The organism is Ralstonia mannitolilytica (assembly GCF_905397375.1).
In the GTDB taxonomy this organism is placed as follows: Bacteria; Pseudomonadota; Gammaproteobacteria; order Burkholderiales; family Burkholderiaceae; genus Ralstonia; species Ralstonia mannitolilytica.
On record NZ_CAJPVG010000005.1, the window covers coordinates 239,678 to 263,424 of the forward strand.

The following is a 23,747-nucleotide window of genomic DNA, read 5'->3' on the forward strand; positions in this document are numbered from 1 at the left end:
CTTTTTTGTGTGCGCGACCCGACCGCGAAAAACGCGCGCGCCCCTCGGCATCGCAGATACCGCCCATTACGGCACAGAAATGCACAAATTTAGGTGGAACGATACAGGGAACGACCTGCTTTCGGGAGAACTTTCCGCACGCTTCGCCAGCCCGGGCAGCGAAGTGTTGCGGGATGCCATCGGCGGCGGCTCACCCCACTTCGAAAACCTTGCGGAATGGCGCCTGAATCGCTCCAGCACCCTGCTACGAATGGCGCTTTCAGCCGCCGGGGTGAACCGCTCAGCGCTGACAGGCCGGACAGTAGAACGTGGAGCGCTGCCCCTGGACGATCTGGCGGATCGGTGTGCCGCAAACGCGGCATGGCAGGCCGGCGCGGTCGTACACAAATGCGTCGAGCTGGAAGTAGCCGCTCTGTCCATCGGAGCCGACGAAATCGCGCAAGGTGCTGCCGCCGCGCGCGATGGCGTCGGCCAGTGTGGCCCGGATGGCCCCGGCCAGCGCCGCATAGCGCGGACGGCTGATGCGGCCGGCCGCCGTGGTGGGCCGGATGCCGGCACGGAACAGGCTCTCCGAGCAATAGATGTTGCCCACGCCCACCACGATGTCGCCGGCCAGCAGCGCAGACTTGACGGCAACGCGGCGTCCGCGTGTGCGCGTGTACATCCAGTCGCCGTCAAAGCGCGCGTCGAACGGCTCGATGCCGAGATTGCGCAGCAATGGGTGCTCGGCCAGGCCAGCCTCGTCGCCGGGGTGCCACAACAACGCCCCGAAGCGGCGCGGATCGCGATAGCGCAGTGTGATCGGCACGCCGGTTGCGTCGGCCAGTTCGATATCGACGTGATCGTGGGCGCCGGGCGGGGCCGGCGCCTCAAGGACGCGCAAGGTGCCTGTCATGCCGAGGTGGATCAGCAGCCAGCCGCCCACCACGTCGCCCTGGCCCGCCTGCGGCATGCATTCGATGAGCAGGTACTTGCCGCGACGGAGGACGCGGGTGATGGTCAGCCCGGCGAGCAGCCCGGGAAGCGCCGGGTCGATAGGCCAGCGCAGCCCGTGATGGCGCACGACGGCGCGCACGATACGTCGCCCGGTAATATGCGGTAGCAGACCCAGCCGGGTGACCTCGACCTCCGGCAACTCAGGCATCGAACCTCCGTCCCATGTGCGGCTCCAAGCTTTTTGACGATGCGGGCGATTGTAGCGGTCAGGCTACAATGCCCCGAACCCCCATCCGGAGCTTCGACACCATGCCCCACGCCCTCTCCCGTTCGTCCGCGACGCAACGCCCGCGGCGATTCCCGCGCAGCCGAGCCGCTCTGTTGGCCGCGCTGGTAGCGGGAGGGTTGACGAGCCTGCCCGCATGGGCCTCGCCTCCGGTGTCCGGTCCCGCCCCGGTTGCCCAAGGCAGCAAGGAAGGCGATGGCCGCACCGCCATCCAGCTCGAACGTTCGCGCCCGCGTAGCGGCCTTCAAGGCGCCGATCGGGCGGACCTGCCGCGCGTCCCGCTTTCCGCCGACATCATGTACCGCGTGCTCGCGTCAGAGGTGTCGCTGCAGCGCGGATTGGCCGAACCTGCGTACCGCACATATCTGAGCCTCGCGCACGACACGCGCGACCCGCGCTTCGCCCAGCGCGCCACCGAAATTGCGTTCCTGGGCCGCTCGCCCACGCAAGCCCTGACCGCCGCGCGCGTGTGGGTGGAGCTGTCGCCCACGTCCATGCCGGCGCGTCAGGTGCAGCAGCTGCTGCTGGTTGCCACCGGCCAGTGGTCCGAAGTCGAACCGATGCTGCAGGCGCAATTGAACAAGGTGTCGCCGGGCCAGCGCGCGGACGCCCTGCTGCAGCTGCAGCAGCAGATGTCCAAGAGCAGCGATCCGCAAGGCGCCGTGGCGGCGCTGCAGCGCATCGCGGCGCACGACATGCAGCGCCCCGAAACGCATCTGGCCCTGGCACGCGCCAAGGCCGCCGCCAAGGATGTGCCCGGCGCCCTGTCGGAACTCGATACCGCGCTCAAACTGCGGCCCGGCTATGAAGACGCCGCCATCCTCGCAGCGGAACTGCGCGCCGATAGCGACCCCGATGCCGCGATCGCAGGCCTGCGCACGTTCCTGAAGGCCGCGCCGGCCTCGTTGGACGGCCACCTGGCGCTGGCCCGCATGTACCTGATGCGCAATCAGCAGGACCAGGCGCGCGCCGAATTCGAGGCCCTCAAGAAGATCGCGCCAAACGATGCGCGCATCACGCTGGCCCTCGGCCTGCTGAACCTGCAGCAGCGCCAGTACGACGACGCCGAGCGCTACCTGAAAGAGTACATCTCCGCCACCGCCAAGTCGCCCACGCTGAGCCCCGAGCCGGGCTACCAGGGCCTGGCCCAGTTGGCCGAGGAAAAGCGGGACTACGCCGCGGCGCTCGGCTGGGTCGACAAGATCACCGGTTCGGCCAACGGCGACGCCGACGGTCAGACTGCAATGGCGGCCGGCATCAAGCGCGGCCAGCTGCTCGGCAAGCTGCGCCGCATCGACGAAGCGCAGCAGACCTTTGACGAACTCGTCGCCGATGCGGAAGACGTGCCCGACGGCCCACGCCGGCAGGCCCTGATGGACGGCATCCGTCAGGCCGAGATCGGCATGCTGATGGACGCCAAGGCCTACGGCCGTGCGCGGGCACGCGTCAATGAACTGCTGAGCGCCGATCCGGACAACGTCGAATACACGTATCAGCTGGCCATGCTTGAAGAGCACGACGGCCATTACGACAACATGGAAACGCTGCTGCGCAAGGTCATCGACCTGCGCCCGGGGCAGGCCATCGGCTACAACGCGCTCGGCTATTCGCTGGCCGATCGCAACATCCGGCTTCAGGAAGCGCAGGAACTGCTGGAGAAGGCCGTCTCGCTGGCGCCGGATGATCCTTACATTGCCGACAGCCTGGGCTGGGTCAAATACCGCCGCGGCGATCTGCCGGCCGCCACCGACATCCTGCGCAAGGCGTGGAGCGCCGCTCCGCAAGCCGAGATCGGGGCGCACCTCGGCGAGGTGCTGTGGCAATCCGGCAAGCAGGACGACGCGCGCAAGGTATGGATGGAAGCCGCCAAGCTCGACATCAACGACAACACGCTGCGCGACACGCTGCGCCGCTTCGGCCAGCCGATCCCCAATCCCCCGGCGAGCACGAACTGATGGCGGCGCGGCTTCCAAGCGCGTTCGGCGCACTGATGCTCGGCGTGAGTTGCCTCCTGTTCACCGGCTGCGCGAGCGTGCGGCCGGCCAATGACCTGTTTGCCGGCACCCAGGACACCGACGCCACCGTCACGCGGTACCAGGGCCGTTTCTCGGCGCGGTACACCCAGGGCAATGCAGAACAGAGCGCCGTCGGCAGCTTCCTGTGGCGCGAGCGCGGCCCCGACGTGCAGCTTGAATTGATGTCGCCGCTGGGCCAGACACTCGCCATCGTCAGCCAGAACAATCAGGGCGCCACGCTCGAACTGCCGAACCAGCCCGCCCGGCGCGCCCCCGAAGTCGACACGCTGATGCAGGATGCGCTGGGCTTTTCGCTGCCGGTGGCGGGCCTGCGCGACTGGCTGCGCGCGCGTCCGGCCCCCGGCGCCCCCGCCCGCGTGGCGCGCGACGCGCAATCACGTCCCGAGACCATCGAGCAGAACGGCTGGACGGTGCGCTACGTCGCCTGGGCGGATGACGCGCCGGGCGACGCCCGTATCCGCCGGCTCGACCTGGAGCGTCCGCAGGGCGCCAACGGCCCACTCACGGTGCGGCTCGTGCTGGACCAATAATCCGCTGCCGTCCGTCATGACTTCTGCGCCCGACGAACTGCGCGACTGCCCCGCGCCCGCCAAGCTCAACCTCTTCCTGCATGTGGTCGGCCGCCGGCCCGACGGCTACCATCTGCTGCAGACCGTCTTCCAGCTGATCGACTGGTCAGACACGCTGCACTTTACCCGGCGTCCGGACGGCCGTCTTCTGCGCACCAACGACATCCCCGGGGTGCCGCCCGAGGACGATCTCGTGATCCGCGCGGCACGCCTGCTCCAAGCCGAAACCGGCTGCACATACGGCGTCGACATCACCGTCGAGAAACGCCTGCCGATGGGCGGCGGCATTGGCGGCGGCTCATCCGACGCGGCGACCACGCTGCTCGCACTCAACCGCCTGTGGGGCCTGGATCTGCCACGCGCGACGCTGATGGCGCTTGGCCTGAAGCTGGGCGCCGACGTGCCCTTCTTCGTGTTCGGCCAGAACGCCTTCGCCGAGGGCATCGGCGAAGAGCTGACCCCTGTCACGTTGCCGCCGGCCGCGTTCGTGGTCATCCACCCGCGCGTGCATGTGCCGACCCCTGCAATTTTTTCTGACGATGGGTTGACACGCGATACGCCCCGCACCATAATTACGGACTTTCCTGACCGACAAATTGTTTTCGCTTACGGTCGCAACGATCTGCAAGCGGTGGCGGAAAGGAAATACGGCGAAATCGCCCGAGCTCTTGCCTGGCTGCGTCAGTTCAGCCCCCTGGCAAGGATGACCGGGTCCGGTGCATGCGTGTTCGCTCCGTTCGACAACGTCGAGCATGCGCAGGCGATAGCGGACCAGGTACCTTCCGCGTGGGAAGGTAGGTGTGCGGCAGGTCTGACGCATCACCCGCTCGCGAGGTTTGCCGTGTAGGGTTTGCAGTTATTGCTTCTGCAATGGAAGCAGTAACCGATCGGTTGTGTAGGGGAGTCGCCAAGTTGGTTAAGGCACCGGATTTTGATTCCGGCATGCGAGGGTTCGAGTCCTTCCTCCCCTGCCATTTTCTTCCTCATGTTCCCAGCAATTGCCCGGTTGGCGCCCAAGCTGACCGGCGCGTCTGAAGTCAAAACAGGTGCCCCGATGAGCAGCGAAGGCTTGATGGTTTTTACCGGCAACGCCAACCCGAAACTCGCAGAAGCTGTCGTCAAGCACCTGGGCATTCCGCTGGGCAAGGCCCTTGTCGGCCGATTCTCTGATGGTGAAGTCCAGGTCGAGATCCAGGAAAACGTGCGCGGCAAGCACGTGATCATCCTGCAGTCCACCTGCGCCCCCACCAACGACAACCTGATGGAACTGATGGTGATGGTCGATGCGCTCAAGCGTGCATCCGCGCGTCGCATCACGGCCGCCATCCCCTACTTCGGCTATGCCCGCCAGGACCGCCGCCCGCGTTCGGCGCGCGTGGCCATCTCGGCCAAGGTCGTGGCCAACATGCTGGAGGTCGCCGGCGTCGAACGCGTGCTGACGATGGATCTCCACGCCGACCAGATTCAAGGCTTCTTCGACATCCCGGTCGACAACATCTACGCATCGCCGATCCTGCTCGAAGACCTGCGCAAGAAGAACTACGACAACCTGCTGGTGGTGTCGCCGGACGTCGGCGGCGTGGTGCGCGCACGTGCGCTGGCCAAGCAGCTCGGCGTCGACCTGGCCATCATCGACAAGCGGCGCCCGAAGGCGAACGTGGCCGAGGTGATGAACATCATCGGTGAAGTCGACGGCCGCAACTGCGTGATCATGGACGACATGATCGACACCGGCGGCACGCTCTGCAAGGCGGCCCAGGTGCTCAAGGAGCGCGGCGCCAAGCAGGTGTTCTCGTACTGCACGCACCCGGTGCTCTCGGGCGGCGCGGCCGCCCGCATTGCAGACTCGGCGCTGGACGAAGTGGTGGTCACGGATACCATCCCGCTGCGCGAAGACGCCATCAAGTGCGGCAAGATCCGCCAGCTCTCGACCGCCCCGCTGCTGGCCGAGACCTTCACCCGCATCGTGCGCGGCGACTCCATCATGTCGCTGTTCGCCGAATAACGCGGCGCCCAGGCAGTTTACTGTTATAATTCAAGGCTTTACCGCAGAAACGTCGGCTTTACGGCACTTCTGCGGCGTTTCCGAGGGCGCAATATGGCGCCCCGTTCACCAGACGGCTTGGTCGCGAGTCGTCTTTTTCGTTTGGAGCAATCATGAAAGTTGTCGCTTTCGAGCGTAGCGTTCAGGGCACTGGTGCGAGCCGCCGCCTGCGCAATGCCGGCAAGACCCCGGGCATCATCTACGGCGGTGCCGCCGAGCCGAAGCTGATCGAACTCGATCACAACGCGCTGTACCACGCGCTGAAGAAGGAAGCCTTCCACTCGTCGATCCTCGACATCGAAGTGGCCGGCAAGGTGGAAAAGGCGCTGCTGCGCGATTTCCAACTGCACCCGTTCAAGCAGCTGGTTCTGCACGTTGACTTCCAACGCGTGTCGGCCAAGGAAAAGATCCACGTCAAGGTGCCGCTGCACTTCCTGAACCAGGAAACCGCACCGGGCGTGAAGCTGGGCCACGGTATCGTGAACCACATCGTGAACGAAGTGGAAGTGTCGTGCCTGCCGGCCGACCTGCCGGAGTTCATCGAAGTGGACCTGGGCAACCTGGAAATCGGTCAGACCCTGCACATCTCCGACCTGAAGCTGCCGAAGGGCGTGACCATCCTCACCCACGGTGGCGATGAGAACCCGGCCGTGGCCAACATCAGCGTGCCGGCTGGCGAGAAGTCGGCCGCTGCTGGCGAAGGCGCTGCCGCTGCCGAAGGCGAAGAAAAGCCGGCCGCCTAAGCTGCCGCCGCACCTCGCGTCCCGTCGCGAGTCGAAAAAGCCCGCCGAGCTGGTCTCGCCGGGCTTTTTTTCTGGCCGGTCCCGGGACAAGCCTCCCGGGCTCCAGGCTGCCGAAAGCAGCTATGCTTGTACGATCGAGGGGCGCTTCCTGCACCCTACCCTGACACCAATCGCATGATCAAACTCATCGTCGGGCTCGGCAATCCGGGCGCCGAATATGCAGCGACGCGTCACAACGCGGGCTTCTGGCTCGTCGACCAGCTCGCGCGCATCGGCAACGTGACGCTGCGCAACGAAACACGGTTTCACGGCCATGCCGCGCGCGCCAACCTCTGGGGCCACGAAGTCTGGCTGCTGCAGCCACAAACGTTCATGAACCGCTCCGGGCTGGCCACAGTGGCGCTGGCGCGCTTCTACAAGGTGATGCCGGACGAGATTCTCGTCGTGCACGACGAGCTCGATCTGCCGCCCGGCGTGGTCAAGCTCAAGCTCGGCGGAGGCTCCGGCGGCCACAATGGTCTGAAGGACATCGCCGCACACCTGGCCTCGCAGCAGTTCTGGCGGCTGCGGTTGGGCATCGGGCACCCGCGCAACCTTCTGCCGGCGGGAAGCGCGCCGTCCGGCCAGCACGACGTTGCCAATTTCGTGCTGAAAGCGCCGCGCAAGGAAGAACAGGAACAGATCGACCGCGCCATCGATCAGAGCCTCGACGCGCTGCCCGACCTGATTGCCGGCAACGCAGAAAAGGCCATGATGCGGCTGCATACCGCACGCTGATCCGCCAAATATCAAGGGACACCATGACACCGTTCGCCGCCCTCACCTCACGCGCCGCCGCGCTGGCGGGTCTGGCGCTTGGCCTGTCGATCGCCGTGCCGGCACAGGCGCAGGTCTACCGCTGCACGGAAGGCGGTCGGACAGTGTATTCGGATCACCCGTGCGGGGCGCGCTCCGTGGCGGTGCCGCTCATGGACAACACCCCGACTGCCGCCGACCAGCAGGCCGCCCGGGAACGCGCCAAGGCCGAAGCCGCGCAATTGCAGGAACTGGAGACCGCCCGCCGCAAGGCGCAGGCCGCGGAAGACGCCCGCCAGGCGCAGATCGCCGCACAGGCCGCCGCTGCGGCGGAGCAGGCGCGCCGTGAACAACAGCGGAAAGTCGTGGTCGCGCAGGAAGGCGTGCGCTATTGCCACCGCGTATATGTCGGACCGGTGCCCTACCCGTACCCGATGCCCACGCCCGTGATCGGCCCGCCGGTCGCGCCCACGCCCATGCCGGGCATCATCCGCCAGCAGCAGGGTGGCCCGAAGCCGTTCGTGCAGGCGCCTGCGCCCGCGCCGGCGCCCGTGATCCCGCGCCCGCACAGGCCCCATCCGCCGGCCTATCGCATCGTCTGCGAGCCGGGCTACGTGTATGAAGGCCCGGAAGATCTGCTGCCGATCCAGTAAGCACTGAACACTGCAGCCGCAAATGAAGAGAGACGGCCACGGCCGTCTCTTCTGTTGTGCTCAGGCCGCGCGCGGGGCCGAGGTAAGCTGGATGTACTTCTGCATCAACTGCTCGTGCGTTTCCTCGTGGGCCGGGTCTTTGGGGATGCATTCCACCGGGCAGACCTGCTGGCATTGAGGCTCGTCAAAGTGGCCAACGCATTCGGTGCACTTGCCCGGGTCGATCACATAGATCTCCGGACCCATCGAAATCGCGCCGTTGGGGCACTCGGGCTCGCATACATCGCAATTGATGCACTCATCGGTGATGATGAGCGCCATGATGCCTTCCTTCAGATGAGCGGCGGGCCGGTGCCCGCCAAAGCGTCATTTTATGCCGATTTGCCAGACCCTTCCGTCTTGCCGGTCTTTTCCTTGAGCCACTTCTCGACCGAGGGGAACACGAACTTGCTGACGTCGCCGCCCAGCACGGCGATCTCGCGCACGAACGTGCCCGAGATGAACTGATACTGATCAGACGGCGTGAGGAACATGGTCTCCACGTCCGGCAGGAGGTAGCGGTTCATGCCCGCCATCTGGAACTCGTATTCGAAGTCCGAAACGGCGCGCAGCCCGCGGACGATGACGCGCGCGCCGTTCTTGCGCACGAAATCCTTGAGGAGGCCGGAGAAGCCTTCGACCCGCACGTTCGGGTAATGGCCGAGCACCTCGCGGGCGATCTCGATGCGCTCTTCCAGTGCAAAGAACGGTCGCTTGTTCGGGCTCTGCGCCACCCCGACGATGAGCTCGTCGAAGATGTTGGACGCACGCCGTACGAGATCTTCATGGCCGCGCGTGAACGGATCGAAAGTGCCGGGATAAACCGCGATCACCATGGTTCCTCCACCAAGGGGAAAAAAGCATCCGTCGCGCGGCGTGGGACATGGCCGCGCCTGTGCTGCGTCTGGACACCGTTGCGTTGTGGAACGCGGCAGATCCCGAGCCTGCCGCTGACACGCCACCGGAGCCGGCCGGCTGCACCGCGACGGGTGCCGCCCCATGCCCATGCACCGGTGACGAGCGGCGTAGTTTAACCGTTTTTGCGCAGCAGCAAATGCGCATGCACCGCGCCGGCGCGCAGGTGCCTGTGCAGCGTCAGGCCAGCCAGCAACGGGATCCCCGCCGATGGGCCGCCGGCCTGTGAATCAGCGCTCACATCCACGAGAGGCTGCGCCGCTTCGAGATAGATCACCCCGCCCGGTTTGACCACGCGCGCCGCGGCTTCGAGCGCACGCAGCGTCCAGTCCTGGGCGAACGGCGGATCGATGAACACCGCATCGAGCGCCGCATCCGGCTGACGGGCGAGCCACGCAAAGGCGTCGCCGGAAACAATATCGACCATGCGCGCGCCGAGCTTGTCGCGCACCGCGTGCAAGGCGCGCACCGCCCCAGCGTGGCTTTCGACCAGCGTGACATGCGCGGCGCCGCGTGACGCCGCCTCGAAACCGAGCGCGCCGGTGCCGGCAAAGATGTCGGCGCAGCGCCAGCCGGCGAGGTCCTGGCCGAGCCAGTTGAAGACGGTCTCTCGGACGCGGTCGCTGGTCGGGCGCAGGCCGTCCGCGTCGACCACAGGCAGCGGCGTGCGCTTGTACTGGCCGCCGATGATGCGCACCTGCTGCGGCGCGCGCGCGTGCGACGTGGCGGTCTTGACCTTGGGGGCTTTGGAGCTGGAAGTACGAGGTGCCATGGGCGCGATTGTAGGGCCAGCGCAAAGAAAAACCGGCGGGTAGCCGCCGGTTTTTTTCCTGAGCTCGCGTTGCCGCGTCGGTCAGTTGGAGCCCTTCGCGTCGGGACCGCCCACCACGACGGTCGCCATGGTCTGCGGCTGCAGCACGCGCTGGAACGCCGCGCGCACCTGATCGCGCGTGACAGCCGCAACGCGCTGCGTCCACGTATCGAGGTAATTGAGCGGCAGGTTGTACCAGCCGATGTTGGCGACGTTGTCCAGCAGCTTGCGGTTGCTGTCGAGCCGCAGCGGGAAACCGTTGACGAGGTTGTCCTTGGCCGCCTTCAGTTCCGCGTCCGTGGGGCCGTCGGCGACGAACCTGGCGACGGTGTCGCGCACCACGCTCAGCGCTTGCTCGGTCTGATCCTTGCGCGTCTGCAGGGACAACTCGAACGGCCCGGGCTGCGCAGCGGGCGCAAAGTAGCTGCCGATGCTGTACGTCAGCCCGCGCTTCTCGCGCACCTCGTTGGTCAGGCGCGCGCTGAAGCCGCCGCCGCCGAGCACGTAATTGCCGACCAGCAACGGGAAGTAGTCCTTGTCGGTGCGGGTGATGCCCGGCTGGCCAATGATGATCGTGGCCTGCTGCGCCGGGTGCGGAATGCGGATGGTCTCGGCCTTCGCCAGCGGCATCTTGACGTCCGGCAGCAGCGGAGGCGTCGCGCCATCGGCCGGCAGGCCGCGCGTGATCTGCTCGGCGATGGCCTCGGCCTCCTGGCGGCTGATCGCGCCGATCAGCGTCACCACCGCCCGCTTGGCCGTGTAGTTGGCCTGGTAATAGCGCACGATGTCATCGCGCGTGATGCTCTCCACCGTTTCCGGCGACGCCGTCTGCCCGTACGGATGCGCGCCGTAGATGGCCTTGCCGAATGCGCGCTCGGCCAGCACCCCGGGCTTGGTCAGCGATTCACGGATGGCCGCCACGAGGCGCTGCTTGTCACGTGCGAGCACGGCGTCGGGGAAGGTCGGCGCCGAGACGATCTGCGTCATCAGCGAGATGGCCGGTCCGCGTTCAACGGGATCGGACAGCGTGCGCAAGCGCAGACTCGTGCGGTCACCGCCCGCGCCACCGGCAAAGCTGGCGCCCACATCGGCAAACGCATCGGCAATTGCTGCTTCATCGCGGGCCGGAGCACTGCCCTGGGCCGCGACGCCCTTGTCGAGCATGCCGGCAGTGAGCGAGGCCAGCCCCACCTTGTTCGCCGGCTCGTAACGGGAGCCGGCATCCACGTCGAGGTTGATGTCGAGCATCGGAATCGACGGGCTCGGCACGAAGAACACGCGCGCGCCGGTCGACGCCGTCCAATGTTCGATCGGCAGCGCGGCCAGCGCGCCTTGGGCGGCCGCCGCCAGGATGGCGACCAGCGCCGTCTTCAGCGTGATAGACATGGCGCGCATCAACGCAGCCCTCCTTCATCGCGCATCCCGGGAACGGGCTTGCGCGCCGGTTTGTTGGGATCGATCGGTTGCGGCAGCAGCGTGGCGACGACGAGGTTGTCTTCGCCGAAGTACGTCTGTGCCACGTGCTGGATCTGCGCCGACGTGACGGCCTTGATCTTCTCGAGCTGGCGGTCGATCGTGCGCCACGACAGACCGCTCATCTCGTTCATGCCGATCTCCATGCCCTGGCCGAACACCGAATCGCGCTTGTAGATCTGCGCGGCCACGACCTGGGCCTTCACGCGCTTCAACTCGGCATCGGTCACGCCTTCGCGGGCAATGCGCTCGATCTGCGCGCGCAGCGCCTGTTCGATCTCGGCGGTGGTATGGCCGTCCGCCGGCGTGCCGTCCATCAGGAAGATCGACGGGCCGCGGTTCAGGCCGTCGTAGCCGGCGTTCACGTCATCGGCGATGCGCTTGTCGCCCTTGACGAGCTGGCTCGACAGGCGCGCGTTGTCGTAACCATCCAGCACGGCGGAGAGCACTTCGAGCGCGTACGGGTCGACGTCCTTTTCGACATCGTTCAGGCGCGGCACCTTGTACGCCAGCACAACGTACGGGTTCTCGGCCGGTGCCTTCACCCAGATGCGTTTCACGCCGATCTGCCTGGGCTCTTCCTGCGCATAGCGGCGCGGCAGGTCGTGCGGCTTGAGCTTGCCGTACGTGCGCTGCGCGAGACGGAAGACCTCATCGGGGTTCACGTCGCCCGCGACGATCACGGTGACGTTGTTCGGCGTGTACCAGGCGTGGTACCAGTTCTGCGCGTCCTGCACCGTCATCGTGTCGAGGTCGCCCGGCCAGCCGATGGTCGGGTTGCGATACGGCGCAGCGTTGAACAGCGTGGCGAGCATCTGCTCGTAGACCGTGGCGCGCGCGGAGTCGTCGATGCGCATGCGGCGCTCTTCCTTGACCACGTTCATCTCCGGCTTGAACTCCTTGTCGGTCAGCTGGAGATTGGCCATCCGGTCGGCTTCGAGCGCCATCACATCGGCCAGGTGGGACTTTTCGATCTGCTGGAAGTACATCGTGAAGTCGCGCGTGGTCATGGCGTTCTCGCGCCCGCCCATGGCCGCCACGCGGCGGGAGAACTCACCAGGGCCGACCGCCTTGGTGCCCTTGAACATCATGTGCTCCAGCATGTGGGCCACGCCCGTGGTGCCGTTGTGCTCGTCGATGCTGCCGGCGCGGTACCAGACCATGTGCGCCACGGTGGGCGCACGATGGTCTTCCTTGACGATCAGGCGCAGGCCGTTGGGCAGCTTGTATTCGTGCGTATCGGCTTGGCTGGCGCCCACTTTGGCCGCGGCAGCGGCGGTTGCCGTACGGGCTGGCGCGGCAGCCAGCGCCTGCGCGCCGGCCTGACCAGCCAGCAGCCCCGCGGCGAGGGCCATCGCAGCCAATTGCGAAGTGCGTAGCCGCGCCCGGTCTGAAACGATTCGCGTGGAAGAGCGCATAAGGGGCCGTCTGATAAAATTCGACGCTTGATTCTAACGGCGAATAGACCCGCCCCCGCGATGTTTAGTTTCTGGAAAAAGCGCAAGGCGGAGCCCCAACCGGCCGCCGAATCCGCCCTCGCAGCCGCTCCCGAGCCCGCACAGGCGCCGACGCCCGCTACGGCCGTACCCCCCCCTGCGGCAGACACACCGGCCGCGGTTGTCACGCCCGACGCCAGCGCCTCCACGCCAACGCCGCCAGCCACGGAAGACGCCCGCCCGGGCTGGCTCTCGCGCCTGGGCTTTGGCGGCGCTCCGGCACCCGAACCGGCCGCCCCGCAAGCGCCGGCATCCGCGCCCGTCGAAACGCAGGTTCCGACACCCGCCGCCGCACCAACGCCGGCCACGCCAGTCGCACCGGTGGCCGTGCCCGACACGCCAGCCGCGCCGCCCGCGCTCGACATGCAGGCCGGCGATATCGAAACCGTGCCTACGCCGGCCATCATCGAACAGGGACGCAAGGGCTGGATGTCACGCCTGCGCTCAGGCCTGTCGAAGACGAGCAAGAACCTCACGACGCTGTTCGTCGGCGTGAAGGTGGACGAAGCGCTGTTCGAAGAACTCGAGACCGCGCTGCTGATGGCCGACGCCGGCGTCGATGCCACCGAATACCTGCTCGGCGAACTGCGCCGCCGCATCAAGGCCGAGCGCATCGAAACCGCCGAGGGCGTCAAGACCGCCCTGCGCGACCTGCTCGTCGAGCTGCTGCACCCGCTGGAAAAGACCATGGTGCTCGGCCGCGAACAGCCGATGGTCATCATGATTGCGGGCGTCAACGGTGCCGGCAAGACGACCAGCATCGGCAAGCTGTGCAAGCACTTCCAGACCTATGGCCAGTCGGTGCTGCTGGCAGCAGGCGACACCTTCCGCGCCGCCGCGCGCGAGCAGCTCGTCATCTGGGGCGAGCGCAACAACGTGACGGTCGTCGCGCAGGAATCCGGCGACCCGGCCGCGGTCATCTACGACGCAGTCAACGCCGCACGTGCACGCGGCATCGACATCGTCATGGCCGACACCGCGGGCCGCCTGCCGACGCAGTTGCACCTGATGGAAGAGCTGAAGAAGGTGCGCCGCGTGATCGGCAAGGCCATGGCGACGGCCCCACACGAAACGCTGCTCGTGATCGACGGCAACACCGGCCAGAACGCGCTTGCGCAGCTGAAGGCGTTCGACGATGCGCTGGGCCTCACGGGGCTGATCGTCACCAAGCTCGATGGCACCGCCAAGGGCGGCATCCTCGCTGCGATCGCAAGGCAGCGGCCGGTGCCGGTGTACTTCATCGGCGTTGGCGAGCAGGTGGAGGATCTGCAGCCGTTTTCTGCGCGCGAATTTGCGGATGCGCTGTTGGGATAACGTCCTGCGAAACCTTGTTGCACAGAAACGCCCTGAATTGTTCAGGGCGTTTCTATTTGCGGTCGAACTTATCGCGCTCCGCATTTACCAGCACATCACATGCGTTAAGGCTCAACTAGTCGCCCTCCGATCAGCATGCCCCCTACGCTAATTTCGAGTACCCACCGAATTGGAATTGTCTGATTGAGATTCAGCGCATGGCGCTGCTCCAATGGAGCACTTCAGCGAAGTGCTCTCATGTGGAGATGGCAGATGCAAGACACACAATCCGGCAAGGTCTACGTTGCGGCGTTCAACGGCGCGAAGACAGCCAACGGCGGCGAGATCATTCAGGGCTCCAGCAGCATCCGAGATAGCGGACACACGCTCCTGCTCGTGGGCGATGAAGCTGTCTACCCAGACGGCAGCGTGGCTGCCATTACCGCGGGCGCGGGCATGGCGATGGTGGACGACGATCGTCCCGTTGCAATCATTGGCAGCCCACTGAGCGACGGCGACACCATTGTTTCGTCGCCAGTCACGGCCCTGACTTTCGATGAACCGGCGGACGCGCCCATCATCGGCCTGCTTGACCCGGCGTACCGTCCGGAGCCGGCGACCGACAGCGTGATCTGAGGGGCCCGATCATGGAAGACATGCGCCCCGGCCTTAGGCATGGTGACTTAACTACGACGGGTGGCGTCATAACTGCCACCGGCAGGATGCGGTTCCACGGCAAAGAGGTGGCTGCGGAAGGGGATCTGGCAACTTGCCCAGCCTGCAGAGCCATGGGCTACCTAGTCAATGATGCCTACCCAGCATTCGGGCTTCCGGGCGGAGGCCAGCTCGCCATTCAAGGTGCGTGGATCTTCTGCAAATGCGCCAATCCCCCTCGCGCCATTGCTTCGACGGATAAGTTTCGGGTTGCGGTGAATCGGGCTGGCAGTGGAATGCCTGTTCCGGTGAGTGCGAAATCAGCCTTCACCGCGCCGCTGGGAGACCATAACCGGGTGCCGTTGCCCTCATCGTCGCTCAAAGAGACAGATCAGAAATCGACGCTTGAAGACGATCCCCAATTGATCTGCCCCAACATGAGCAACGCGGAGTTCGCTCAGATGGTCATGCAACGACGAGACAAAGCTGTGTCGCTTATCGATAAGCGCCTAACCGAATTAGCAGGATGGTCTACCGCCGCCCGGGTTCGCGTCGCCCAGTGGTTCGGTAATAGCGACGTTGTAACGCGGGACTATCTCGCCGGTGGACTTGCTCGCATACGCCATATACTCGCCGGGCTAACTCCAAACAATTTTGTTCGCTATTCTGGGGCGGCCATGGCGCATGTCGGCTGCGTTTCAGACTCAAAGAGAAAACTCGGGGTTGTCGCAGAGGTATGCGCACCCGATACGGCAACGCATACGATCGCCATTCATTTGGATTTCTGCGAGCTACGAGACTTCGCCTACAGCATGGACTCGCAGGTATCTACGCTAATACATGAGGTATCGCACTTCCACGACACCATGAACACCGGAGATGCTGTTTACTTCATGAGGAAGTGCCGAGACCTTGCGAAATCCACCCCGGAGATCACGCTCCAGAACGCCGATAGCATCGCCCGTTATGTCATCTATGAAGATTAGAAATACGCTGGCGGCGTTTCTGCTCTTGAGTGCCGGCGTCACGTATGCCTGCATGCCAGGTCAGAATTTTGATGTGTACTTTTCTTCGGGTTCCGCTGCGGTATCTTCGTCGGAAATACTTCGCTTAGCGAATTGGTTGGTAGATCAGCGCATCAAGTATCCGACGCAAGAGGTGCTTCAGGTCGATGGGCGGGCAGAAGACCATGAGCGTAACGCGCGTGCGCTGGCAAAAGCACGCTTACAAGCCGTCGTGTCCATCCTGAAAACCCAACACTTCAACCAAGTGCCGGTGGATGAACACTACGGCGTCTACCGGTCAGATGATGTAGGAAACGGACGGCGAGTCGAAATTTCGATCTTGCCTGCGTGCCCCAACCCGTGCTGCTCTGACGGCGACATGCCTACCAAGAGATAAGCGAGCTTGGCTGTCCTCAATGCGGAAGCGGGTCAAGAAAAAACGGTTGAAGGACGCGATCGAAGCACAACGATTTGAGGATGTGTTCGTGAGCTACCGGGGCATCATGATCGGGAACGGCCAGGTTTGGATCAGCGGCATCACGGAACGAGGCCGAAGTAAGCCGACGATCAAAATCATCTCGATCAACACGCAGTGAGTCGTCTGATATTCACCTCACGTTTCAGCCCAGTTCAGCGCCACAGCGGCGAAGGCGTACCGATGAAAGTTTCCGTGATGTTGGCTACAGCAGCGATGGCCCTAATGACGAATGCCAGCGCTGAGATATTCGAAGACTATGACAGCTTCTACGTCTCGCGACCTCACAAACTTTTCGGTGAACCAATCGAGTTCGACCACGGCTCCACCTATGCTGCGCAGGGACGACCCGGTAGCTATGTGAAACTTCGAGCCTCTCTGGAAGGAAAGCCTTTGCGCGTTGAAATTGCGCCAGATCGCATCACAGTCAATGGAGTCATCCGCCGCTTTGACCGAGCGAAGACCTTGCCTGGAGAGCACCCAACAGACATCTATCCCCCAGGCGCAAGCGTATTTCTGGTTCCAAGGACCACTGTCCATCCAGCCGCGCTTTGCGTGGATGGGGCAAGCTCAGGCTCAGGCGAGGCCAACCGACATACACAGATCTATCTGCTGCTCGACCCATTGGCGCTGCGTGGCAAAGCGACGTTCCTGCACCTGCCGAGCTTGCTCTCGTCGTGCAGGGCGGTCACGGTGACCGACCATGGCAAGGTTGCCTTCCCCAAGAACACGTATCTGCTCGACGCACAGCAAGAAAACCGAGCAGGCTTGCTGCTGTCGTATTACACCTTTGAGGGCCAGCGTTTTGTGCCAATCCAGAAAGAGGTTCAGGTCCGATTTGTGCAGCCGGAAATCCCGTTTCAATTCGAGATTCAGGAGTGATCGCTTGCCGAGCTGAAGTCTGGATGGATGGGTCGAGCAATCCGCAATACGAGTCCAGGCTCACGAGTAAGATCCAACATCAAAGTGCGCTGACTCCTGCGACAAAAAAAAAGCGCCGCCACTGCGACGCCTCACATCTCAATCACGCCGCATCCGGCTGCGCCGCAGGCGCAGCCTTTTGAAACGCCTCCTGCGCCATACAGTGCTCAAAAATGCGCGCAAGCGTGGGGTAATCCTCCACCGCCACATCGAACCGCTTGCCGTTGAACACCTGCGGCACGAGGCACAGGTCGGCCAGCGTCGGCGTTTCGCCCACGCAATAGGTGCCCGTCAGCGGCGACTGTGACAGCCGCGTCTCCAGTGCCGCAAACCCCAGCTTCACCCAGTGGCGATACCAGTCGTTGCGAGCCTCTTCTTCCACGTTGAACGTGCTCTTCAGATACTTCAGCACGCGCGGATTGTTCAGCGGATGGATCTCGCAGGCAATCGCCAATGCGATCGCGCGGATGTGCGCACGATTGCTGGGCGAGCCTGGCAGCAGCGTGGGCTCCGGATGCGTCTCTTCCAGGTATTCGACGATCGCCAACGACTGGTTCAGCACGTCGTTGCCGTCGCACAGCACGGGCACCAGCGCATCGGGGTTCAGCTTGACGAACTCGGGCGCCAGTTGCTCGCCCTTGAGCAGGTGCACCGGCGCGTAGTCGTACGGCACGCCCTTGATCTCCAGGGCGATACGCACGCGGAACGACGCCGAACTGCGGAAATAGTTGTACAGCTTGATCGACATGGCTTCTGACTCTTCTGTCGCGTCTATCAAATGACCTTGACGTGCAGTTCGCCCACGCCGTCGATCTTGCCGACCATCAGATCGCCGACGACCACCGGGCCAACGCCTTCGGGCGTGCCGGTGTAGATCAGGTCGCCGGGGCGCAGCTCGAACAGGCGCGACAGGTACGCAATGGTTTCCGGCACCGACCAGATCAGGTCCGACAGGTCACCGCGCTGGTGTTCGCGGCCGTTGACCGACAGCGTGATGGCGCCCTTGTCCGGATGCGCCACATCCTTGGCCGGCACGATCGGGCCGATGGGCGCCGAGCCGTCGAACGCCTTGCCGGTCTCCCACGGGCGGCCGCCTTTCTTGGCGGCGTTCTGCAAGTCGCGGCGCGTCATGTCCAGGCCGATGGCGTAACCGTAGATATGGCTCGCTGCGGTTTCCACGGCGATATCGCGGCCGCCCGTGCCGATGGCGACCACGAGCTCGATCTCGTAGTGGCAGTCCTTGGTCTCGGTGGGGTAGACGAACTGGCCCGTCTCGCCGTCGGCGACGTAGCGCACGGCGTCGGCGGGCTTGCAGAAGAAGAACGGCGGCTCGCGGTCGGGGTCGGAGCCCATCTCGCGCGCGTGGGCGGCGTAGTTGCGGCCGACGCAGTACACGCGGCGCACCGGAAACTGGCCTTGCCCGCCACGCACCGGAATACCGTTGACGGCGGGCGGGGTGACAACGAAATCGGTCATGCAGGTCTCCTCGGACTAAGCTGGAATGGAACAGGAACTCACGGGGACACGGCCACCGCACCCCCGGCGACCGACGCGTTTGCGAGGATACACCCGCCCCGGGTCGGCGCGGTTCTTGCATGAGTGGTGTGCAAAACGCACCTTCCTGCACCATGCATGTGAAACCGCCCACCCCGCCCGCCTCGCTCGCCGCATCCCACCCGGCCGCGCCGATGCGCGTGCTGCTGGTGCGGGATCCGCTGGACGCCGAGCAGATCAACCTCGAGCTGATCCGTGCCGGCCTGGCCGAAGCCGGCTTTGTCGACGTGGGTGTCGCCGACGCGGACCTCACCCTGCCCGACCGCATTGCGCAGGCGCAACCGGACATGGTGATCGTCGCCTCCGAATCGGCCGCGCGGGACACCATCGAGCATGTTTGCGTGGCCACGCAGCACGCACCGCGCCCCATCGTACTGTTCACCGACAACGACGACGCCGAGCGCATCAAGGCCGCTTTCGCCGCCGGCATCACCGCCTACATCGTCGACGGCATCAAGCCCACGCGCGTCAAGGCGGTGCTGGACGTGGCCTACGCGCGCTTCGAGCACGAACGCGAACTGCGCGCCGAGCTGGACAACGCCAAGACGCAACTCGCCGAGCGCAAGGTGCTCGAGCGCGCCAAGGGCCTGCTGATGAAGCAGATGAACCTGTCGGAAGACGACGCCTTCAAGCGCCTGCGCAAGATGGCGATGGACCGCAACATCAAGCTGGTGGAAGCCGCCCAGCGCGTGATCGACGTGATGGCCGGCTGAGCGGTCTGACCACCGCCCAGTTTTGGTGCGTCGCACAACTCCGGCGCTGGAAACGCACCAGTCGCGCGCGGCGTTCCGCCCCCCCCACGTGGCGTTCCGAAGCTCAACCGCCGAGCTAAAAGCCTCGCGCGCCGAGTTCCGAGCCTCAACCGCCGAGCTAAAAGCCTCGCGCGCCGAGTTCCGAACCTCAACCGCCGAGCTAAAAGCCTCGCACGCCGAGTTCCGAACTCGGAACGCCAGCATGCATCGGTCAACGTTGGCATACCCCTTGCAAGTGTCGCTGCGAAGCCGGTGCCAACGTGGGTACCGGCACGGGACAACGGCGTCCCGATGCACGGCAGCGCGCCCCTCTTCCGGATGGGCGGCGGTCGCGCGTCGGGACGCTTTTTCTTTGGAGCCATGGATGGCCGCGCCAGACAAGACCGACGCTCTCGTCAACCCGATCAACCCGAAGCGCCGCAGCATCATGAAAGCCGCAGCGACGATTGCAGGAGGCAGTGCCGTGGCATTGATCGATCCGCTGGTGCGCGCCGGCGCCTGGGCCGCCGGTTCCGATGCGCCCGAGAAGACGGAGCTGAAGGTCGGCTTCATCCCGCTCACGGACTGCGCTTCGGTGGTCATGGCGTCCACGCTCGGCATCGACAAGAAGTACGGCATCAAGATCACGCCGTCGAAAGAAGCCTCGTGGGCGGGCGTGCGCGACAAGCTGGTATCGGGTGACCTGGATGCGGCGCACGTGCTGTACGGCTTGATCTATGGCGTGCAGCTCGGCATTGGCGGCCCCAAGAAAGACATGGCCGTGCTGATGACGCTCAACAACAACGGCCAGGCGATCACGCTGTCGTCCAAGCTGAAGGAAGCGGGTGTCAAGGATGGCGCGTCGTTGAAGGCCGTCATGGCGAAAGACAGGCGCGAATATGTGTTCGCGCAGACCTTCCCGACCGGCACGCATGCGATGTGGCTGTATTACTGGCTGGCCGCGCACGGCATCCACCCGCTGCAGGAGGCGAAGGCGATCACCGTGCCGCCGCCGCAGATGGTCGCGAACATGCGCGTGGGCAACATGGATGGCTACTGCGTGGGCGAGCCGTGGGGTGCCCGCGCGATTGCAGACAACATCGGCTTTACCGCCGAGACAACACAGGCCATCTGGAAAGACCACCCCGAGAAGGTGCTCGGCACCACGGCCGAGTTCGTGCAGAAGTATCCGAACACCGCGCGTGCGCTCACCGCCGCAGTGCTGGAAGCGAGCAAGTTCATCGATGCGTCGGCGTCGAACCGCCGCAAGACGGCCGAGACCATCGCCGCCAAGTCCTACGTCAACACCGACATGGACATCATTCTCGACCGCATGCTCGGCCGCTACACCAATGGCCTGGGCAAGACTTGGGACGACCCGGACCCGATGCGCTTCTACCACGACGGCGCGGTCAACTTCCCGTACCTGTCGGACGGCATGTGGTTCCTCACGCAGCACAAGCGCTGGGGGCTGCTGAAGGCGCATCCGGATTACCTGGCCGTCGCCAAGCAGGTCAACCGCATCGACATCTTCAAGCAGGCCGCAGCCGCCACCGGCACGCCGCTGCCCAAGAGCGAGATGCGCACGGCCAAGTTGATCGACGGCGTGGTGTGGGATGCGAAGAACCCCGCCGCGTATGCGGACGGCTTCAAGCTGAAAGCCTGACGCCTCCGGCCTTCCGAATTTCTGATTGCGGTCCCTCACATCGATGGAGCCCGACATGAACACGCTCGTCAAAACGTTGTCCGGCGTGCAGTCCGACGCCGCCCCTGAACGTCGCCGGTTCGTTGCGCGCGACTGGCTTGTCGCCGCCGTGGTGCGCGGCTTTCCGCCGGTGCTGGGCTTGGTGCTGTTTGTGCTGGCGTGGCAAGGCATTGCCACGGCCATCGCCGCATTGCCGACACCGGCGGTGACGTGGAAAGCGGCCGTTGCGCTGTTTGGCGATCCGTTCTATCGCAATGGCCCGAATGACCAGGGCGTAGGCTGGAACGTGCTGGCCTCGCTGGCACGCGTGGGTGCGGGCTTCGGCATGGCGGCCGTCATCGGCATTCCGGCGGGCTTCCTGATCGGGCGCTTTGCGTTTCTCAACGCGATGGCCTCGCCCATCATCAGCCTGCTGCGGCCGGTATCGCCGCTGGCGTGGCTGCCGATCGGGCTGCTGCTGTTCAAGTCCGCCAACCCGGCAGCCATCTGGGCGATCTTCATCTGCTCGATCTGGCCGATGGTGATCAACACTGCCGTGGGCGTGACGCGCGTGCCGCAGGACTACCTGAACGTGGCCCGTGTGCTGAACCTGTCCGAATGGAAGGTGTTCACGCGCGTGCTGTTTCCCGCGGTGCTGCCGTACATGCTGACGGGCGTGCGGCTGTCCATCGGCACGGCGTGGCTGGTCATCGTGGCGGCGGAGATGCTCACCGGCGGCGTCGGCATCGGCTTCTGGCTGTGGGACGAGTGGAACAACCTGAAGGTCGAGCACATCGTCATCGCCATCTTCGTGATCGGTGTGGTGGGCTTGCTGCTCGAGCACGCGCTGCTGGCGATTGCGCGGCGCTTCTCGTACGACGCGGTTTGAGGACATTGGGGGGAGCGCCATGACAGACAAATTCCTGCGCATTGAAAACGTCGGGCAGACGTTCAAGACCAAGCGCGGCCCGTTCGTCGCCCTGCGCGACATCGACCTGACGGTGGCGCGCGGTGAGTGCATCGCGCTCATCGGGCACTCGGGGTGCGGTAAGTCGACGTTGCTCAATCTCATTGCCGGCCTCACGCGGCCGACCACGGGTGGATTGATCCTCGCCGAGCGCGAGATTGCCGGGCCGGGACCGGATCGCGCGGTGGTGTTTCAGAACCACTCGCTGTTGCCGTGGCTCACGTGCTTTGACAACGTGTATCTCGCCGTCGAGCGCGTCTTCGGCAAGACCGAGACCAAGGCGCAACTGCGTGAGCGCACGCATGCGGCGCTGGCGCTGGTGGGCTTGTCGCATGCCGAGCAGAAGCATCCGCATGAAATCTCGGGCGGGATGAAGCAGCGCGTGGGCATTGCGCGAGCGTTGTCCATGGAGCCGAAGGTGTTGCTGATGGATGAGCCGTTTGGCGCGCTGGATGCACTCACGCGGGCGCATCTGCAGGACGAGTTGCTGAAGATCGTGGCGGCGACCGGCAGCACGGTGGTGATGGTGACCCACGATGTGGATGAAGCGGTGCTGCTGGCGGATCGCATCGTGATGATGACGAATGGGCCGGCTGCGACGATTGGCGAAGTGTTGACGGTGGATTTGCCGCGGCCGCGGGATCGGATGGCGTTGGCGGAGGATGCGGCTTATCACGCTTGCCGGACGGCGGTGTTGGATTTTCTTTATCGGAAGCAGAGGCATCCGGTGGCGGAGGCTGCCTGATTTGCTTGGGGGATGGCTTTGTTGTTTTAACTTGGTGGTCCGTCCCCTGTTTCATCCCTGCCGGGGCTGACTCACTTTCTTTGTCTTGCCAAAGAACGTAAGCAAAGAAAGGCGCACCCGATGCGGCGACCCCTCCTTGAATTTGTGTCGCAAGGAGGGGAAGGGAAAAACTCGCTGCGCTCAGACAGTTTCCCTTCCTTTTTCCTCCTTGCAACACAAATTCAAGGCGCCGCGTAGGGCAGGGAACGGCCAAACCATCGATTACCAGTGCCGTAGCAATCCACAGCACAACGCGAAGCAAAGCGAGCAACAACAGCAGCAAACCAGTGCAGCCCAGGCCAGCACACCGACGGTGTGGCCTTTGACGTTCCTGCCCTAGATGGCGCCTTGGATTTTTGTAAGCGTGCGGAAAAAAGACGGGAAACTGTCTGAGCGAAGGGACCTGTCAGCAATTTCGTGTTCAAGGCATAACATGCTCCCAAGGAGACCTTATGCCTGGCAAACCGAAGACCAAGCCGGCCGATCTGCCGGCGATCCCCGCCGAACTGCTCGAACAGTTCGGCAACGGCCCGATGACGGCCGAAGCCATCAATGCTGCCACGCTGGCCCTTAAGAAGGCCCTGATCGAGCGGGCGCTGGGTGGCGAGATGAACCATCATCTCGGCTATCGGCCAGGTGCGGCCAAACCGGCCACCGTCACCAACCAGCGCAACGGCACGGGCGCCAAGACGGTGCTGACCGAGGACGGTCCGATCCGCATCGAGGTACCACGAGATCGTGACGGCAGCTTCGAGCCGCTGCTCATTCCCAAACACGAGCGACGCTTCAAGGGTTTCGACGACAAGATCGTCGCCATGTACGCCCGGGGCATGACCGTGCGTGAAATCCAGGGCTTCCTGCTGGAGCAATATGCAACGGACGTC

At 64.6% G+C, this 23,747-nt stretch carries 26 protein-coding genes and 1 tRNA gene; 19 read left to right on the top strand and 8 right to left on the bottom strand.

Annotated elements, in window-relative coordinates:
- Positions 1-280: 280 nt before the first annotated feature.
- Positions 281-1,144 carry a bifunctional DNA-formamidopyrimidine glycosylase/DNA-(apurinic or apyrimidinic site) lyase gene (gene mutM / locus KHN96_RS12720; RefSeq protein ID WP_062739104.1) on the bottom strand — a complete coding sequence of 288 codons (864 nt, stop codon included), beginning with the start codon at positions 1,142-1,144 and terminating at the stop codon, positions 281-283.
- 101 nt (positions 1,145-1,245) lie between these two features.
- Between mutM and KHN96_RS12725 the strand changes: the two genes are divergently transcribed.
- The 8 genes from KHN96_RS12725 (at position 1,246) to KHN96_RS12760 (ending at position 8,062) form a co-directional block, all read left to right on the top strand.
- Positions 1,246-3,177 (top strand): tetratricopeptide repeat protein, encoded by a 1,932-nt coding sequence (locus tag KHN96_RS12725; protein WP_062739105.1) that lies wholly within the window; start codon positions 1,246-1,248, stop codon positions 3,175-3,177.
- Entirely contained in the window at positions 3,177-3,788 is a 612-nt protein-coding gene (gene lolB, locus KHN96_RS12730) for a lipoprotein insertase outer membrane protein LolB (RefSeq protein ID WP_045785725.1), read from the top strand. The genes KHN96_RS12725 and lolB overlap by 1 nt, the downstream gene beginning before the upstream one ends.
- A 16-nt stretch (positions 3,789-3,804) precedes the next feature.
- The gene (gene ispE, locus KHN96_RS12735) at positions 3,805-4,674 is read left to right on the top strand and encodes a 4-(cytidine 5'-diphospho)-2-C-methyl-D-erythritol kinase (RefSeq protein ID WP_045785724.1); all 870 of its coding nucleotides are present in this window, start codon (positions 3,805-3,807) and stop codon (positions 4,672-4,674) included.
- 50 nt (positions 4,675-4,724) lie between these two features.
- Positions 4,725-4,801: transfer RNA gene (locus KHN96_RS12740), tRNA-Gln, on the top strand.
- Between the two features lie 80 nt (positions 4,802-4,881).
- Entirely contained in the window at positions 4,882-5,832 is a 951-nt protein-coding gene (locus KHN96_RS12745) for a ribose-phosphate pyrophosphokinase (protein ID WP_045787753.1), read from the top strand.
- Positions 5,833-5,984: 152 nt separating this feature from the next.
- Positions 5,985-6,614, top strand: a complete 630-nt coding sequence (locus tag KHN96_RS12750; protein ID WP_045785723.1) for a 50S ribosomal protein L25/general stress protein Ctc — start codon at positions 5,985-5,987, stop codon at positions 6,612-6,614.
- A gap of 174 nt (positions 6,615-6,788) precedes the next feature.
- The gene (pth, locus tag KHN96_RS12755) at positions 6,789-7,391 is read left to right on the top strand and encodes an aminoacyl-tRNA hydrolase (RefSeq protein ID WP_045785722.1); all 603 of its coding nucleotides are present in this window, start codon (positions 6,789-6,791) and stop codon (positions 7,389-7,391) included.
- A 23-nt stretch (positions 7,392-7,414) separates the two neighbouring features.
- Entirely contained in the window at positions 7,415-8,062 is a 648-nt protein-coding gene (locus tag KHN96_RS12760; RefSeq protein ID WP_045785721.1) for a DUF4124 domain-containing protein, read from the top strand.
- Positions 8,063-8,122: 60 nt separating this feature from the next.
- On the opposite strand, the gene KHN96_RS12765 is transcribed toward KHN96_RS12760, so the two are convergent.
- The 5 genes from KHN96_RS12765 to KHN96_RS12785 form a co-directional block, all read right to left on the bottom strand.
- Complete coding sequence (locus tag KHN96_RS12765) at positions 8,123-8,383, bottom strand: YfhL family 4Fe-4S dicluster ferredoxin (protein ID WP_045785720.1); 261 nt, start codon at positions 8,381-8,383, stop codon at positions 8,123-8,125.
- Positions 8,384-8,433: 50 nt separating this feature from the next.
- Positions 8,434-8,937 carry a pantetheine-phosphate adenylyltransferase gene (coaD, locus tag KHN96_RS12770; RefSeq protein WP_045785719.1) on the bottom strand — a complete coding sequence of 168 codons (504 nt, stop codon included), beginning with the start codon at positions 8,935-8,937 and terminating at the stop codon, positions 8,434-8,436.
- A 194-nt stretch (positions 8,938-9,131) separates the two neighbouring features.
- Positions 9,132-9,788, bottom strand: coding sequence for a 16S rRNA (guanine(966)-N(2))-methyltransferase RsmD (gene rsmD / locus KHN96_RS12775; RefSeq protein ID WP_045785718.1), 657 nt, complete (start codon positions 9,786-9,788; stop codon positions 9,132-9,134).
- Between the two features lie 81 nt (positions 9,789-9,869).
- Positions 9,870-11,222, bottom strand: coding sequence for a M16 family metallopeptidase (locus tag KHN96_RS12780; protein ID WP_062739106.1), 1,353 nt, complete (start codon positions 11,220-11,222; stop codon positions 9,870-9,872).
- Positions 11,222-12,718 carry a M16 family metallopeptidase gene (locus tag KHN96_RS12785; protein ID WP_045785716.1) on the bottom strand — a complete coding sequence of 499 codons (1,497 nt, stop codon included), beginning with the start codon at positions 12,716-12,718 and terminating at the stop codon, positions 11,222-11,224. The genes KHN96_RS12780 and KHN96_RS12785 overlap by 1 nt, the downstream gene beginning before the upstream one ends.
- A 60-nt stretch (positions 12,719-12,778) precedes the next feature.
- On the opposite strand from KHN96_RS12785, the gene ftsY reads away from it, so the two are divergent.
- From ftsY to KHN96_RS12815, 6 genes are all read left to right on the top strand, one after another.
- Entirely contained in the window at positions 12,779-14,110 is a 1,332-nt protein-coding gene (gene ftsY / locus KHN96_RS12790; RefSeq protein WP_082062952.1) for a signal recognition particle-docking protein FtsY, read from the top strand.
- Between the two features lie 252 nt (positions 14,111-14,362).
- Positions 14,363-14,725 (top strand): PAAR domain-containing protein, encoded by a 363-nt coding sequence (locus KHN96_RS12795; protein ID WP_115043821.1) that lies wholly within the window; start codon positions 14,363-14,365, stop codon positions 14,723-14,725.
- A gap of 11 nt (positions 14,726-14,736) precedes the next feature.
- Positions 14,737-15,729 carry a M35 family metalloendopeptidase gene (locus KHN96_RS12800; protein WP_238587591.1) on the top strand — a complete coding sequence of 331 codons (993 nt, stop codon included), beginning with the start codon at positions 14,737-14,739 and terminating at the stop codon, positions 15,727-15,729.
- The gene (locus KHN96_RS12805) at positions 15,710-16,144 is read left to right on the top strand and encodes a hypothetical protein (RefSeq protein ID WP_147282523.1); all 435 of its coding nucleotides are present in this window, start codon (positions 15,710-15,712) and stop codon (positions 16,142-16,144) included. The genes KHN96_RS12800 and KHN96_RS12805 overlap by 20 nt, the downstream gene beginning before the upstream one ends.
- A gap of 46 nt (positions 16,145-16,190) precedes the next feature.
- A complete protein-coding gene (locus KHN96_RS12810; RefSeq protein ID WP_157773986.1) occupies positions 16,191-16,343 on the top strand; it encodes a hypothetical protein in 153 nt (50 codons plus the stop codon).
- A 62-nt stretch (positions 16,344-16,405) separates the two neighbouring features.
- Positions 16,406-17,104 carry a hypothetical protein gene (locus KHN96_RS12815; protein WP_062739108.1) on the top strand — a complete coding sequence of 233 codons (699 nt, stop codon included), beginning with the start codon at positions 16,406-16,408 and terminating at the stop codon, positions 17,102-17,104.
- A gap of 142 nt (positions 17,105-17,246) precedes the next feature.
- Here KHN96_RS12815 and maiA read toward each other — a convergent pair whose 3' ends face one another.
- Positions 17,247-17,891, bottom strand: a complete 645-nt coding sequence (gene maiA / locus KHN96_RS12820) for a maleylacetoacetate isomerase (RefSeq protein ID WP_062739109.1) — start codon at positions 17,889-17,891, stop codon at positions 17,247-17,249.
- Between the two features lie 26 nt (positions 17,892-17,917).
- Positions 17,918-18,619: a fumarylacetoacetate hydrolase family protein gene (locus tag KHN96_RS12825; protein ID WP_062739110.1), complete on the bottom strand. Its 702-nt coding sequence runs from the start codon at positions 18,617-18,619 to the stop codon at positions 17,918-17,920.
- Between the two features lie 152 nt (positions 18,620-18,771).
- On the opposite strand from KHN96_RS12825, the gene KHN96_RS12830 reads away from it, so the two are divergent.
- The 5 genes from KHN96_RS12830 to KHN96_RS12850 form a co-directional block, all read left to right on the top strand.
- Positions 18,772-19,410: an ANTAR domain-containing response regulator gene (locus tag KHN96_RS12830; RefSeq protein WP_045785710.1), complete on the top strand. Its 639-nt coding sequence runs from the start codon at positions 18,772-18,774 to the stop codon at positions 19,408-19,410.
- Positions 19,411-19,813: 403 nt separating this feature from the next.
- The gene (locus KHN96_RS12835) at positions 19,814-21,094 is read left to right on the top strand and encodes a CmpA/NrtA family ABC transporter substrate-binding protein (RefSeq protein WP_062739111.1); all 1,281 of its coding nucleotides are present in this window, start codon (positions 19,814-19,816) and stop codon (positions 21,092-21,094) included.
- 55 nt (positions 21,095-21,149) lie between these two features.
- A complete protein-coding gene (gene ntrB / locus KHN96_RS12840; protein ID WP_062739112.1) occupies positions 21,150-22,001 on the top strand; it encodes a nitrate ABC transporter permease in 852 nt (283 codons plus the stop codon).
- 19 nt (positions 22,002-22,020) lie between these two features.
- Positions 22,021-22,824 (top strand): ABC transporter ATP-binding protein, encoded by an 804-nt coding sequence (locus KHN96_RS12845; RefSeq protein ID WP_062739113.1) that lies wholly within the window; start codon positions 22,021-22,023, stop codon positions 22,822-22,824.
- A gap of 491 nt (positions 22,825-23,315) precedes the next feature.
- Positions 23,316-23,747, top strand: a 432-nt coding sequence (locus KHN96_RS12850) for a transposase (RefSeq protein WP_211888720.1), incomplete at its 3' end; no start/stop codon positions are given.